Source organism: Pseudomonas machongensis (genome assembly GCF_034961125.1).
GTDB classification, from domain to species: domain Bacteria; phylum Pseudomonadota; class Gammaproteobacteria; order Pseudomonadales; family Pseudomonadaceae; genus Aquipseudomonas; species Aquipseudomonas machongensis.
The window spans coordinates 20,659-34,295 of sequence record NZ_JAYFUI010000086.1 but is presented as its reverse complement, the minus strand read 5'-3'; the positions used below and the strand labels follow the sequence as shown (position 1 = coordinate 34,295).

Annotated in this window: 12 protein-coding genes; 3 read left to right on the top strand and 9 right to left on the bottom strand. The window is 64.3% G+C overall.

The window, feature by feature from the left end; genetic code table 11:
- The 9 genes from VA602_RS09280 to edd all read right to left on the bottom strand — a co-directional run.
- Positions 1-778, bottom strand: a 778-nt coding sequence (locus tag VA602_RS09280; RefSeq protein ID WP_323453071.1) for an ABC transporter ATP-binding protein, incomplete at its 3' end; no start/stop codon positions are given.
- Positions 779-781: 3 nt separating this feature from the next.
- Positions 782-1,627: a carbohydrate ABC transporter permease gene (locus tag VA602_RS09275; protein WP_323453070.1), complete on the bottom strand. Its 846-nt coding sequence runs from the start codon at positions 1,625-1,627 to the stop codon at positions 782-784.
- Positions 1,617-2,528, bottom strand: coding sequence for a carbohydrate ABC transporter permease (locus VA602_RS09270; protein ID WP_054895154.1), 912 nt, complete (start codon positions 2,526-2,528; stop codon positions 1,617-1,619). The genes VA602_RS09275 and VA602_RS09270 overlap by 11 nt, the downstream gene beginning before the upstream one ends.
- 138 nt (positions 2,529-2,666) lie before the next feature.
- Positions 2,667-3,953, bottom strand: coding sequence for an ABC transporter substrate-binding protein (locus tag VA602_RS09265; protein WP_063543231.1), 1,287 nt, complete (start codon positions 3,951-3,953; stop codon positions 2,667-2,669).
- A gap of 107 nt (positions 3,954-4,060) precedes the next feature.
- Complete coding sequence (locus tag VA602_RS09260; RefSeq protein ID WP_323453069.1) at positions 4,061-5,314, bottom strand: D-mannose isomerase; 1,254 nt, start codon at positions 5,312-5,314, stop codon at positions 4,061-4,063.
- A 197-nt stretch (positions 5,315-5,511) separates the two neighbouring features.
- Complete coding sequence (locus tag VA602_RS09255) at positions 5,512-6,978, bottom strand: ATP-binding protein (protein ID WP_063543227.1); 1,467 nt, start codon at positions 6,976-6,978, stop codon at positions 5,512-5,514.
- Positions 6,959-7,657 (bottom strand): response regulator, encoded by a 699-nt coding sequence (locus VA602_RS09250; RefSeq protein ID WP_232233528.1) that lies wholly within the window; start codon positions 7,655-7,657, stop codon positions 6,959-6,961. The genes VA602_RS09255 and VA602_RS09250 overlap by 20 nt, the downstream gene beginning before the upstream one ends.
- 168 nt (positions 7,658-7,825) lie before the next feature.
- Entirely contained in the window at positions 7,826-8,785 is a 960-nt protein-coding gene (locus tag VA602_RS09245; RefSeq protein ID WP_323453068.1) for a glucokinase, read from the bottom strand.
- Positions 8,782-10,608 (bottom strand): phosphogluconate dehydratase, encoded by a 1,827-nt coding sequence (edd, locus tag VA602_RS09240; RefSeq protein ID WP_054895148.1) that lies wholly within the window; start codon positions 10,606-10,608, stop codon positions 8,782-8,784. The genes VA602_RS09245 and edd overlap by 4 nt, the downstream gene beginning before the upstream one ends.
- Before the next feature lie 270 nt (positions 10,609-10,878).
- On the opposite strand from edd, the gene gap reads away from it, so the two are divergent.
- The 3 genes from gap to VA602_RS09225 all read left to right on the top strand — a co-directional run bounded on the left by gap (position 10,879) and on the right by VA602_RS09225 (position 13,561).
- Positions 10,879-11,880 carry a type I glyceraldehyde-3-phosphate dehydrogenase gene (gene gap / locus VA602_RS09235; protein ID WP_054895147.1) on the top strand — a complete coding sequence of 334 codons (1,002 nt, stop codon included), beginning with the start codon at positions 10,879-10,881 and terminating at the stop codon, positions 11,878-11,880.
- Positions 11,881-11,997: 117 nt separating this feature from the next.
- A complete protein-coding gene (locus tag VA602_RS09230; protein WP_054895146.1) occupies positions 11,998-12,510 on the top strand; it encodes an RNA polymerase sigma factor in 513 nt (170 codons plus the stop codon).
- A gap of 148 nt (positions 12,511-12,658) precedes the next feature.
- The gene (locus tag VA602_RS09225; RefSeq protein WP_231100319.1) at positions 12,659-13,561 is read left to right on the top strand and encodes a FecR family protein; all 903 of its coding nucleotides are present in this window, start codon (positions 12,659-12,661) and stop codon (positions 13,559-13,561) included.
- Positions 13,562-13,637: the final 76 nt, after the last annotated feature.

The following is a 13,637-nucleotide window of genomic DNA, read 5'->3' as shown; positions in this document are numbered from 1 at the left end:
CGAGCAGGGCGAACAGGCGCCCGTCCTGCTTGCTGATGCGCACCGGGATGAAGTTCATCGGTGGCGAGCCGATGAAGCTGGCGACGAACAGGTTGGCCGGATCGTTGTAGATCTGCTGGGGCGTACCGAACTGCTGGATGATGCCGTCCTTCATCACCGCGACCTTGTCACCCAGGGTCATGGCCTCGATCTGGTCGTGGGTCACGTACACCGTGGTGGTTTTCAGGCGCTGGTGCATCAGTTTCATTTCGGTGCGCATCTCGACCCGCAGCTTGGCGTCGAGGTTCGACAACGGCTCGTCGAACAGGTAGATCTTCGGCCTGCGCGCCAGCGCCCGGCCCATGGCCACGCGCTGTTGCTGGCCACCGGAGAGCTGGCCAGGCTTGCGATTGAGCAGGTGTTCGATCTGCAGCAGCTTGGCTACCCGCGCGACTTCTTCGTCGATCGCCGACTGCGGCATCTTGCGGATCTTCAGGCCGAACTCGATGTTCTCGCGCACGCTCATGGTCGGGTACAGCGCGTAGGACTGGAACACCATGGCGATGTCACGGTCCTTCGGGCTCATGCCGGAGACGTCCTGGTCATCGATCAGGATCGCCCCACCGGTGATGTTCTCGAGGCCGGCGATGCAGTTCATCAAGGTGGACTTGCCGCAGCCGGAAGGGCCGACCAGGATCAGGAACTCGCCATCCTTGATGGCCAGCTGGATATCCTTGAGGGTGTCCGGCAAGCCGGTGCCGTAGGTCTTGTTTACATTGCGAAGTTCGAGCGTTGCCATGACTTACCCCTTGACTGCGCCGGCGGTCAGCCCACGCACGAAATACTTGCCTGCGACCACATAGACCAGCAGGGTTGGCAGTGCGGCGATCATTGCCGCGGCCATGTCGACGTTGTATTCCTTGGCACCGGTGCTGGTGTTGACCAGGTTGTTCAGGGCCACGGTGATCGGTTGCGAATCGCCGCTGGAGAACACCACGCCGAACAGGAAGTCGTTCCAGATCTGGGTGAACTGCCAGATCAGGCAGACCATGATGATCGGCGTCGACATCGGCAGGATGATGCGGCGGAAGATGGTGAAGAACCCGGCACCATCCAGGCGTGCAGCCTTGACCAGTGCCTCGGGAATGCTCACGTAGTAGTTGCGGAAGAACAGCGTGGTGAAGGCCAGACCATAGACCACGTGCACCAGCACCAGCCCGGAGGTGGTGCTGGCAAGTCCCAGCTTGCCAAGGGTGAACGAGGCCGGCAGCAGCACGGTCTGGAATGGCAGGAAGCAGCCGAACAGCAGCAGACCGAAGAACAGTTGCGAGCCACGGAAGCGCCACATCGACAGCACGTAGCCGTTCAGCGCGCCTATGGCCGTGGAGATCAGCACCGCCGGCACGGTGATCAGGATCGAGTTCCAGAAGTAGCCGCTGACCGTGGCCCAGGCCTTGACCCAGCCAATCGTGGTGAACAGCTCAGGCCAGCTCAACAGGTTGCCGGTGCTGATGTCTTCCGGGGTCTTGAAGCCGGTCAGCAGCATCACTACCAGCGGTACCAGGTAGAGCAGCACGGCCAGCAGCAGCACCGCGTGGATGGCGATGCGGCCCAGGCTGAGGGCCGGTTTGTCGAGGTTAGTGGTCATTGCGTTTGGTCCTCAGCTCGGAATACAAGTAAGGCACGAGGATCGCGAGGATCGCGCCGAGCATCAGGATCGCGCTGGCAGAACCCATGCCCATCTGCCCGCGGCTGAAGGTGAACGAATACATGAACATCGCTGGCAGGTCCGAGGAATAGCCAGGGCCACCGGCGGTCATCGCGGCCACCAGGTCGAAGCTCTTGATGGCGATGTGCGAGAGGATCATCAGCGAACTGAAGAACACCGGGCGCAGGCTTGGCAGCACCACGGTCCAGTAGATGCGCGGCATGCTCGCGCCGTCGATTTGCGCAGCACGGATGATCGACTGGTCGACACCGCGCAGCCCGGCAAGGAACATCGCCATGATGAAGCCCGAGGCCTGCCATACCGCGGCGATCACCAGGCAGTAGACGACCCGGTCCGGATCGATCAGCCAGTCGAGGCGAAAACCCTCCCAGCCCCAGTCGCGCAGCAGCTTGTCCAGGCCCATGCCGGGGTTGAGCAGCCACTTCCAGGCGGTACCGGTCACGATCATCGACAGTGCCATGGGGTACAGGTAGATGGTGCGGATTACCCCTTCGCGGCGGATGCGCTGGTCGAGGAACACCGCCAGCAGCACGCCGATCACCAGGGTGATGCCGATGAACATCCCGCCGAACACCAGCAGGTTCTTGCTCGCCACCCACCAGCGGTCGTTGTCGAACAGCCGCGCGTACTGGGCCAGGCCCGCCCATTTGTAGGTGGGCAGGAAGGTCGAGGTGGTGAACGACAGGACGAAGGTCCAGAGGATGTAGCCGTAGAAGCCCACCAGCACGATGAACATGCTCGGCGCCAGCACCAGTTTCGGTAGCCAGCGCTGGAGCGCGTCCAGGGGTGAGGCCCGCAGTTGGGCGGTGGTCGTAGTCATGATTTCAGATACCGGAACGAGGGCGGTGCTGCGCACCGCATCGCGGGACAAGCCCGCTCCCACAAAGACCTGGCCCACCCACAGGTTCAGCGCATGGCGCCAAACCTGTGGGAGCGGGCTTGTCCCGCGATTGGGCCGTTATTGGGCAGCCTTGACCGCTGCGTTGAGCTTCTTCGCCGCATCGGCCGGATCGGCCTTCGGATCGTTGATGTAGTTGGTCACCACATCGAAGAACGCCCCCTGCACGGCGAGCGTGGTCGCCATGTTGTGCGCCATGCTCGGTTGCAGGCCACCCGACTTGGCGTCTGCCAGGAAGTCCTTGGCAGCGGTCTGGGCGCAACTGTCGAAGCCATACTTGCTCATGTCGGCCAGCATGTCGTTGCGCACCGGGATCGAGCCCTTGTTGATGCTGAAGGTCTTCTGGAAGTCTTCACCCAGCACACGCTTGGCGATGTCCTGCTGACCTGCGGTGGTGCCTTCGTTCTTCTGCTTGAACACCGCCAGCGAGTCGATGTTGTACAGGAAGCCCTTTTCGGTGCCGGGGAAGGGTACGCATTGGTAGTCCTTGCCCGCGGTCTTCTTGGCCAGGGTCCACTCGCTCTTGGCCCAGTCGCCCATGATCTGCATGCCGGCCTTGCCGTTGATGACCTTCGCAGCCTCGAGGTTCCAGTCCTGGCCCTTGCCGTCAGGGTCCATGTAGGTGGCGACCTTCTTGAGCTCGGTCAGCGCCTTGACCATCTCCGGGCCGGTCAGGGCTTTTTCGTCGAGGTCGACCAGGGCCTTCTTGTAGCCCTCCACCCCCATCACCGCGAGCACCACGTTCTCGAACACGGTGCTGTCCTGCCATGGCTGGCCACCGTGTGCCAGGGGAATGAAGCCTGCGGCCTTGAGCTTGTCGGCTGCGGCGTAGAATTCGTCGAGGGTGGTCGGCGCCTTGTCGATGCCGGCCTTCTTGAACACCTCGGGGTTGATCCACAGCCAGTTGATGCGGTGGATGTTCACCGGCACGGCGACGTAGTCACCTTCGTACTTGACGGTGTCAGCGACTTTCTTGTCGAGCAGGCTGTCCCACTTTTCCTGCTTGGCGACGTCCTTGAGCACATCGCTGTCGAGCAGGCCGGTGGCGGCCCAGTCCTGGATATCGGGGCCCTTGATCTGGGCGACGCCTGGCGGGTTGCCAGCAACGGCGCGGCTCTTGAGCACGGTCATCGCGGTGGAACCACCGCCACCGGCCACAGCGCCGTCTTTCCAGGTGAAACCATCTTTCTCGACCTGGGCCTTGAGGACGTCGACGGCAGCTTTCTCGCCACCGGAGGTCCACCAGTGCACCACCTCGACGCTGCCTTTGGATTCGGCGGCGAAGGCGCTGAGGGGCATGAGCGAGGCGAGGGAAATAGCGGCGGCGAGGCGCAGAGTGGAATTCATCGGTATACCTTTCTTGTTGTTATGCGGTGCAAGTCGTTCGCTTGCGTTGCATGGAGTCTAATGAGCGCGCAGACCAGGGCAGGTAACGAAGCGATGCGCGAATGTCATCACTTGGTTACATTGCCCAGGGCCAGCGCAGTGGCCAGGCTGGGTGCCAACGGCAGGCGCGGCAGGAGCACCGCCTGGTAGGCGTGGTAAAGATCGGGCTTGCCGCCCCAGATGCTTGCGCCAGGGCGGTTCTGCGGGTCCAGCTCATGGTGCCAGCTGCCGTGGACGCGATCGATGAAATGGCTGTCGATGAAGTCCCAGAAACGCCGGTACCACTGCTCGTATTCACCTTCCCCGGTACGACGCAACAACGCTGCAGCCGTCGCACAGGCTTCGGCGTGGGTCCAGTGCAGGCGCGCCTGCACTACTGGCCGGTTCTGCCAATCGAGGGTGTAGACGATGCCCGGCGCACCATCAGCGTGCCAGGCGTGACGGCAGGCATTGGCGAACAGCCCCCGCGCGTCGTCCAGCAGCCACTGCGGGGCGGGCAGACCGGCGCGCTGGCGCGCGGCTTCCAGGTGGAGAACCAAGCGTGCCCACTCGAAGGCATGACCGGGTGTGGTGCCGTAGGGGCGAAAGCCGTCGGTGGGGTTTTCGTGGTTGTAGTCGTGCAGTGCCTGCCACTGCACGTCGAAATGCTCGATGACACCGAAGCCGTTAGCCGCGGCGTGGGAGTGGATGATTCGTTCGACGATGCGCAGGGCGCGGTCGAGCCAGTGCGTGTGGCCGGTGACATCGGCCAGGGCGAGGAAGGCCTCGGTGGCGTGCATGTTGCTGTTGGCGCCACGGTAGGCTTCCGGCTGCGTCCAGTCATGGGCGAAGGACTCGCGCAGGGCGCCCTCTTCCTCGCTCCAGAAGCGCGTCTCGATGACCGCGGTGGCCGCCCCGAGCAATTGCTCGGCGCCAGGTGCGCCGGCGACCACTGCGGAACTGGCGGCCAAGGCGACGAAGGCATGCAGGTAGGCGGTCTTGCCGGTATCGCCCTCGCCATCGGCGCGGGCGAACCAGCCATCATCCCGCGCATCGCGCAGCGGCCCTGCGAGCAGTGCCGCGACACCGTGCTCCACCAGCGGCAGGCAGCCAGGGATGCCCTGCACATGCGCCATGGCGAAGCAATGGGTCATGCGCGCAGTATGCAGGGTTTCGGCGATTGCGCCGTCGGGCAGTCGGCCCTGGGCATCGAGGCTGCCAAAACCGCCAGGCAGGCGCGAGGCTTTGGCGAAGGTCACCAGGCGCTGGCCCTCGGCGACCAGCCAGGCGTTGTGAACCGGGGAGTCGAGCCAACTGCAGAAAGGGAAATCGACGCTGTCCATCACCTGCTCAATCCTTGCCAGGGACAGGCCGGGTGCCTGTCGTCAGCGAATTCTAGCCAGCCGTCCCGGCGGGCATGTCACGAAGGCCTGTGTGAATGTCACCATCCCGTGACAATTTCAGTGACCTCATCGCGGGACAAGCCCGCTCCTACAGGTACCTGTGGGAGCGGGCTTGTCCCGCGATAGGGCTGGCCAAATCAATCGATATTCCGAGGCAGGAACAAGGTCACCCGCAACCCACCCTCACGAAGGTTCAACAAACTCACCTCCCCGCCATGGCTGTGGGCGATGTTACGCGCAATCCCCAGCCCCAGCCCATACCCCTGCTGCTGCCCCGCCAGACGAAAATGCGGCTCGAACACCTGCTCCAGACGCTGCTCCGGCACGCCGGGGCCCTGGTCGTCGACCTGCAGCACGAAGGCCTCGGCGTTGTCGATGATGCGCAGGTGCGCACGCTCGCCATACTTGATGGCGTTGTCGATCAGGTTGCCGATGCATCGCCGCAACGCCAGCGGCTTGCCCGGATAAGGCGCCAACACACGCCCTTCGACCGTGATTCGACCATCACGCAGGTAGGGTTCGGCGAGGATTTCCAGCACCTGGTTGAGGTCGATCGGTTCGATGTTCTCGTGGATGTCGGTATCTTTCACGCACTGCAAAGCGCCCTTGACCAGCAGCTCCAGCTCGTCGAGATCGCGGCTGAACTTGGCTTGCAGGTGCTCGTCTTCGAGCAGTTCCACCCGCAGGCGCAGGCGGGTGATCGGCGTGCGCAGGTCGTGGGAGATGGCGCTGAACAGCTGCGAGCGTTCGGTCAGGTAGCGGCTGATACGCTCACGCATGGCATTGAACGCGCGCCCTACCTCGACCACCTCGCTGCCGCCACCTTCGGCCACCGGCGGCACGTCGGCCCCCAGTGACATCTCCCGCGCTGCCCGCGCCAGGCGCTTGAGCGGCCAGCTCTGCCAGTGCACCAGCAAGCCGATGAACAACAGCAGCAACAGGGTGGTCAGGGCGATGAAGCCGATCTGCTGGCGCGGCAGGCGCTCGGGTTCAAGACCGGTATAGGGCTCGGGCAACAGCGAGGCGATGTACAGCCACTCGCCTTCGTCCAGGCGGATCTGGGTGACCAGCACCGGCGGATTGAGCGGTTCGAGGGTCAACGCGTAGTGGGCCCAGGAGCGCGGCAGCTCGTCGAGCTTCAGGCCGCTGTTGAAGATGCGCAGGTCGTCGGGGCTGACGAACTCGACGGAGATTTCCATCTGCTGGCCCAGGCGTTCGTGCAGCACCTGCTGGAACACCTCGATCACCGCCTGTTTGCGCGGGGTGATGGGCAGCACCGGCATGTCCAGCGGCTTTTCGTTGAGCGAGACGAAAAAGCGCGTACCGCCCATGCTGCGCAGCTGGTCGAGCACCATCGGCCGGTAGGCCACCGGCAGGGAGCGGAAGTAGCTGACGCTGGCGCTCATCGAGTGCGCAAGGCTGCTGGCGCTGGCGCGTAGGCCCTGCAGCTGGCTGGCCCGCAGCTGGGCGACCCAGATCACGCTCGACAACCCCTGGGCGATCAGCACCACCAGCAAGGTGAGCAGCAGCATGCGCCCCAGCAACGAGCGCGGCAGCAGGCGCCAGCGGCGCTCGGCAGCCTGCTCAGCCGGCACAGCTGACATTCGCGGCAAGCAGGTAGCCGCTGCCGCGCACGGTGCGGATCAGCCGCGGCGGCTTGTCGGTGTCACGCAGGCGCTGGCGCAGGCGGCTCACCGCCATGTCGACGATGCGGTCCAGCGGCATCGGCTCACGCCCGCGGGTGGCATTGCCAATGGTGTCGCGATCGAGGATCTGCTGGGGATGGTCGAGAAACAGCTTGAGCAGGGCGAAGTCGGCACCGGAGAGAATCACTTCTTCGCCATCGCGGTGGAACAGACGATGGCTGACCGTATCCAGGCGCCAGTCTTCGAAGGTAAGCACCGCGCTGGCAGGGGTGGCCGTGGTGAAGTCGCAGCGACGCAGCAGGGCCTTGATTCGCGCCTGCAGTTCGCGCGGGCTGAAGGGTTTGCCCAGGTAATCGTCGGCGCCCAGTTCCAGGCCGATGACACGGTCGGCTTCATCGGAGCTGGCGGTGAGCATGATGATCGGCACCCGCGACTGGCGCGGGTGCTGGCGCACCCAGCGGCACAGGCTGAAGCCATCCTCGTCGGGCAGCATCACGTCGAGGATCACCAGGTCGTAGTTGCCGGCATCCAGCGCGCGGCGAAAGCCCTGGCCGTCGGGTTCGGCATGGACCTGGAGGCCGGAGCGGCTGAGGTAGGTCTGTAGCAGCTCGCGAATGTCCTGATCGTCGTCGACCATCAGGATGGTTTTACCGGCAGTGCTCACAATGAATTCCCTTTGGTCGTTACAGGTCTTGATGCCTGTTGTGGCGACATTCTATCGGTGTCGAGGCCATTCGCAGGCAAGCCCGCCCCCACAGTTCTTTGTAGGAGCGGGCTTGCCCGCGAATGGCATCACAACCGACCGTCAGTGGTCCAGCATCTGCTGCAAAGCCACACCGGCTCCGAGCAACCCGGAAAACTCCGCCGTCACCAGCCACACCGGCACACCTGGGAAGTAGCCGCTCATGCAGCCCTTGTCGGCAAAGCTTGCCGCGAACCCGCTGCGCAGGAACAGCTCGGCGAAACGCGGCACCACGCCGCCAACAATATAGACCCCCCCACGCGCCCCCAAGGTCAGCACATTGTTACCCGCTACACGCCCGAGAAAGCGTGAGAACTGTTCGATCACCGCCAGGGCCTGCGGTTCGCCGCCCAGCGCAGCATCGGTGATCTGCGCAGGGGTCTTGTGACGGGGTGCAGCGCCATCCAGCGCACAGATCGCCTGGTACAGCCGCACCAACCCACCACCACTGAGCACGGTCTCGGCGCTGACATGGCCGATCTGGCTGTGGATCTGCTGGTGGATCGCCGCCTCACGGGCATTGCCCACCGGCAGGTCGACATGCCCGCCCTCGCCCGGCAGCGCCATCCAGTGCTGCTCGCCAAGGCTGAGCAAGGTGCCGACGCCAAGGCCGGTACCCGCACCGATGACCAGCGCCGGGCGCGCGGCGTCCGCCTGGCCGGGGCACACCTCGACGAACTCGCCAGGCTTGAGGCGGGTCATGCCCAGCGCCATGGCGGAAAAGTCGTTGATCAGCGACAGGCGCTCGACCTGCAGCACCTTGCAGAAGGCCGAGCGGCTCAGGCGCCAGTGATTGTTGGTGAAGCGAAATTCGTCGCCATCGACAGGGCCGGCCACCGACAGGCACACGTCCGAGACGTCGCCACGTTCGAGGCCCTGGTCCTTGAGGTAGGCCTCGATAGCCTGCTCGGGGCTGGAATAGTCCGCCGTCGCCAGCACCTGCACCGCGTGCAGATCATTGTCACGCCACAGGGCAAAGCGGGCGTTGGTACCGCCGATGTCACCGACCAGCGAGGCCTTCATTTGAAACGCTCCAGGGCAGAGGTAAAGGCGCTGGCGCCCTGCTCTGCCGGGCTGAACGCGACGCGCATGAAGCCGAACAGCTCGCGCCCGCACCCCAGGTCATTACCCTGGGGTGCATCAGGCTGATCGCGACTGGCCAGTTCCTCGGCCGACACCATCAGTTGCAGCGTGCCTTCGACACCGTCGACGCGCACGATATCACCATCGCGCACCCGTGCCAGCGGGCCGCCGTCATAGGCTTCGGGGCACACGTGGATCGCCGCCGGGATCTTGCCCGAAGCACCGGACATGCGTCCGTCGGTGACCAGCGCGACCTTGTAGCCGCGGTCCTGCAGCACACCGAGGAACGGCGTGAGCTTGTGCAGCTCGGGCATGCCGTTGCAGCGCGGGCCCTGGAAGCGCACCACGGCGACGAAATCGCGCTCCAACTCGCCAGCCTTGAAGGCATCGGCCAGCGACTGCTGATCGTGGAAGACTCGCGCCGGAGCCTCGACCACCTGGTGTTCCGGCGCCACGGCGGAGACTTTCATCACCCCGCGCCCCAGGTTGCCTTCCATCACCCGCAACCCGCCCTCGGCCGAGAATGGCCGGGCGACCGGGCGCAGGATGCTTTCGTCCAGGCTGTGCTGCGGCCCCTCGCGCCACACCAGCTTGCCGTCGTCGAGGAACGGTTCCTGGGTGTAGCGGCGCAGACCGTGGCCGGCCACGGTATTGACGTCCTCGTGCAGCAGCCCGGCGTCGAGCAGTTCGCGGATCAGGAAGCTCATGCCGCCTGCGGCCTGGAAGTGGTTGATGTCGGCCTTGCCGTTGGGGTAGACGTGAGACAGCGTCGGCACCACCTCGGAGAGGTCGGCCATGTCCTGCCAGGTCAGCTGGATCCCGGCAGCCTGGGCAATCGCCGGGATATGCAGGGTGTGGTTGGTCGAGCCGCCGGTGGCGTGCAGAGCGACGATGGAGTTGACCAGCGCCTTCTCGTCGACGATCTCGCCCAACGGCATGAAGCTGCCGCTGGCCTTGGTCATGCGCGTGACCTGCTGCGCCGCCTCGGCGGTCAGCGCATCGCGCAATGGGGTGTAGGGGTTGACGAACGAGGCGCCCGGCAGGTGCAGGCCCATGACTTCCATCACCAGCTGGTTGGTGTTGGCTGTCCCATAGAAGGTGCAGGTGCCGGGGCTGTGGTAGGACTTCATCTCCGACTCCAGCAACTCCTCGCGGCTGGCCTTGCCCTCGGCGTAGCGCTGGCGCACGTCGGCCTTTTCCTTGTTGGAGATGCCCGAAGGCATCGGCCCGCCAGGCACGAAGATGGTCGGCAGGTGGCCGAAACGCAACGCCCCCATCATCAGGCCGGGCACGATCTTGTCGCAGATGCCCAGCATCAGCGCAGCATCGAACATGTTGTGCGACAGGGCGATGGCCGTGGACATGGCGATCACTTCGCGGCTGGCGATCGCCAGCTCCATGCCAGGTTCACCCTGGGTCACGCCATCGCACATGGCCGGTACGCCACCGGCGAACTGGCCGACCGAGCCGATATCGCGCAGCGCCTGTTTGATCTGTTCGGGGAAGTGCTGGTACGGCTGGTGCGCCGAGAGCATGTCGTTGTAGGCAGAGACGATGGCCACGTTGGCAGCGTTCATCATCCGCAGGCTGTGCTTGTCCTGGCTGCCGCAACCGGCCACGCCGTGGGCGAAGTTGGCGCACTGCAGGCTGGCGCGCATCGGGCCGTCGCTGGCCGCGCCGCGAATGAGCTCAAGGTAGCGTTCACGGGTGGCACGGCTGCGTTCGGTCAGCCTCGCGGTGACCTCAAGGATGCGCGGATGCATGTACTGGACTCCAGGCTATGTGTAAGGGCGACCTGAACCGGCATTTCCACTCCAAACGATTGCGACCTAGGCTCAAGGCAGGGGCCGGAAAGGTCGTTGGCGTGGAAGGCTCGATCACTCGTTGTAGATTTACCAAAATATTGCCACTAAAAATGCTTGTTTTCTATCTTGGAGTGAATAATCTTGTAATTCCAATAACAAAACCGTTTCAGTGAAGCCTCATCCCATTTTGTGCCACAGGCTTCACCCGAACTGCCAGAGGTAATGCCAATGACCCTTCGCATCGCGATCAACGGATTCGGCCGCATCGGACGCAACGTCCTGCGCGCACTCTATACCCAAGGCTACCGCCAGGACCTGCAGGTCGTCGCCATCAACGACCTGGGCGACAGCGCGATGAATGCCCACCTGCTCAAGTACGACAGCGTACATGGCACCTTCGATGCCACCGTCGAGGCCGATCATGAAAGCCTGACGGTCAACGGCGATCGCATCGCCGTCAGCGCCATCCGCAACCCCGCCGAACTGCCCTGGAAAGCCGAAGCCATCGATGTGGTGTTCGAATGCACCGGGCTGTTCACCGACCGCGCCAAGGCGGCGGCCCATATCACGGCTGGCGCCGGCAAGGTGATCATCTCGGCGCCGGCCAAGGGCGCCGATGCTACCGTGGTGTATGGCGTCAACCACGACGTGCTGCGCGCCTCGCACCAAGTCATCTCCAACGCCTCGTGCACCACCAACTGCCTGGCGCCGATTGCCCAGGTGCTGCAGCGTGAGTTCGGCATCGAGCAGGGGCTGATGACCACCATCCACGCCTACACCAACGACCAGGTGCTGACCGACGTCTACCACAGCGACCCCTACCGGGCCCGCTCGGCCACCCAATCGATGATCCCGAGCAAGACTGGCGCCGCCGAAGCCGTGGGCCTGGTGCTGCCGGAACTGGCCGGCAAGCTCACCGGCATGGCGGTACGGGTGCCGGTGATCAACGTGTCGCTGGTCGACCTGACCGTCAACCTCAAGCGCGAAGCCAGTGCCGACGAGGTCAACCGCTTGTTCCTCGAAGCCAGCCGTCATTCGCGCGTGCTCGGCTACAACAGCCTGCCGCTGGTCTCGTGCGACTTCAACCACAACCCGCTGTCGTCGATCTTCGACGCCAACCACACCCGCGCCAACGGCCGCATGCTCAAGGTGCTGGCCTGGTACGACAACGAGTGGGGCTTCTCCAACCGCATGCTGGACAACTGCCTGGCGCTGTTCCGGGCACAATGAAAAAGGCCTTGGGGCTGCCTGGCGGCCCCACCTTTACCCCTTCATGACATTTCTCTGCTTGACCTGATGCATGGATGATAAGCATTATCATTCACCCCTCATCGGCCAGGTTTCCCCGTGAGTCAGTCCCGGTTCAACTCAGTCTTCCTCACCCAACGCCTCACCCTGCTGCGCACCTTGCAGCGCATGGTCGGCAACCCCAGCACGGCGGAAGACCTGCTGCAGGAAACCTACCTGCGGGTTACCCGTGCGCTGGGCGAGCGCCCTATCGAACACCTCGAACCCTTCGTGTTCCAGACCGCCCGCAACCTTGCCCTCGACCACTTGCGCGCGCGCCGCGTGCAGTCACGCACACTGGTCGACGACGTGCCCGAGCAAGTGCTGCACAATGTCGCCGCGCCGCTGGGCAACAGCGAGGATGCGGTGCATGCCGAGCAACTGCTCAAGCGCCTGAGCGTCAGCCTCGGCCAGCTCACCGCACGCCAGCAGCGCATCTTCATCCTCAGCCGCCTGCACGGTGCCAGCTACCTGGAAATCGCCGAGCAGTTGCAGGTCTCGGCCAGCACCGTGCAGAAGGAACTGAAGCTGATCATGGCGATCTGCATGGGTGTAGCCGACCGCCTCAAGTGAGCGACCGCTCGCCACCTGGGCAGGTGCTGGCTCTTGCCATGCCTGTCCGCAGCGCCGATCATCTGCAAAAAACGCCATGCAAGGATCCCCCGTGAGCAACCCTGCCCCTCGCCCATCGCCCGCCGAGCCAGATGCCCGCGCCCGTGCCATGGACGAAGCGCAGGACTGGTTGATCCGCCTGCAATGCCCCACCGAGCAGGACACCCAGGACTTCGAAGCCTGGCTGGGCGCCGCCGAGCAGAACGCCGAAGCCTATGTCGAAGCCGAGGCGCTGTGGAATGGCGCCGCCCTGCGCCATCTGGCGGGCGATCTGCATCAACAGCGCCGCACCTCGTTGCGCGGACGCCTGCGCCGCCACTGGAAACCACTGGCCACCGCAGCCGTGCTGCTGGTCGGGCTGTTCACCTTCGGCAACCTGCCGGTACGCCTGCAGGCCGATCACCTGACCGTGGTCGGCGAACGCCAGCGCCTGCAACTGGACGATGGCGCCAAGGTGCTGCTCAACACCAACTCGGCCTTTGCCAGTGACCAGCGCGACGGACGCCAGGTTGCACGGCTGTTACAGGGCGAGGCCTATTTCGAAGTGCCCGGCGGCAACCAGCCACCGCTTGAAGTCCAGGCCGGCCCCTTGCGTGCACAGGTGCGCGACACCAACTTCGCCGTACGCTACCTCGATGGCCAGGCGCAGGTACGTGTGCAGCGCGGCGACGTCGACTTGCAGGCCGCCAGCGACCAGCGCATCCGCCTGAGCGCCGGAGACAGCATCAGCGTCGGGCCAGACGGTTTCGGTCAGCGCCAGCGCGCCGACCTGCACAAGGAACTGGCCTGGATCGATGGCCGCCTGGTGTTCGAGAACTGCCCGTTGAGCCAGGTGCTCGCCGAACTGCGCCGCTACTACCCGGGCTGGATCATCAACCGCAACGACCATCTGGAACAGGTGGCCGTTACCGGCAACTACCGCCTGGACCAGCCTCTGGAGACCCTGCGAGCCCTGGCCCATATCACCTCGGCGCAGTTGCACGAATACCCGGCGGTGGTGATTCTCAACTGAGTGGCGATCATGGGAACAACTGCCCTTTTCAAAGTCTGAAGACCAGCCCGCCCCCACAAAACCGCCGATAATTATT

Excerpts from the sequence above, each read along its gene's own strand:
- edd (WP_054895148.1), bottom strand. The coding sequence starts at position 10,608 with ATGCATCCGCGCATCCTTGAGGTCACCGCGAGGCTGACCGAACGCAGC.
- VA602_RS09245 (WP_323453068.1), bottom strand. The coding sequence starts at position 8,785 with ATGAAGGCCTCGCTGGTCGGTGACATCGGCGGTACCAACGCCCGCTTT.
- gap (WP_054895147.1), top strand. The coding sequence starts at position 10,879 with ATGACCCTTCGCATCGCGATCAACGGATTCGGCCGCATCGGACGCAAC.
- VA602_RS09265 (WP_063543231.1), bottom strand. The coding sequence starts at position 3,953 with ATGAATTCCACTCTGCGCCTCGCCGCCGCTATTTCCCTCGCCTCGCTC.
- VA602_RS09225 (WP_231100319.1), top strand. The coding sequence starts at position 12,659 with ATGGACGAAGCGCAGGACTGGTTGATCCGCCTGCAATGCCCCACCGAG.
- VA602_RS09260 (WP_323453069.1), bottom strand. The coding sequence starts at position 5,314 with ATGGACAGCGTCGATTTCCCTTTCTGCAGTTGGCTCGACTCCCCGGTT.
- VA602_RS09270 (WP_054895154.1), bottom strand. The coding sequence starts at position 2,528 with ATGACTACGACCACCGCCCAACTGCGGGCCTCACCCCTGGACGCGCTC.
- VA602_RS09250 (WP_232233528.1), bottom strand. The coding sequence starts at position 7,657 with ATGGTCGACGACGATCAGGACATTCGCGAGCTGCTACAGACCTACCTC.
- VA602_RS09275 (WP_323453070.1), bottom strand. The coding sequence starts at position 1,627 with ATGACCACTAACCTCGACAAACCGGCCCTCAGCCTGGGCCGCATCGCC.
- VA602_RS09255 (WP_063543227.1), bottom strand. The coding sequence starts at position 6,978 with ATGTCAGCTGTGCCGGCTGAGCAGGCTGCCGAGCGCCGCTGGCGCCTG.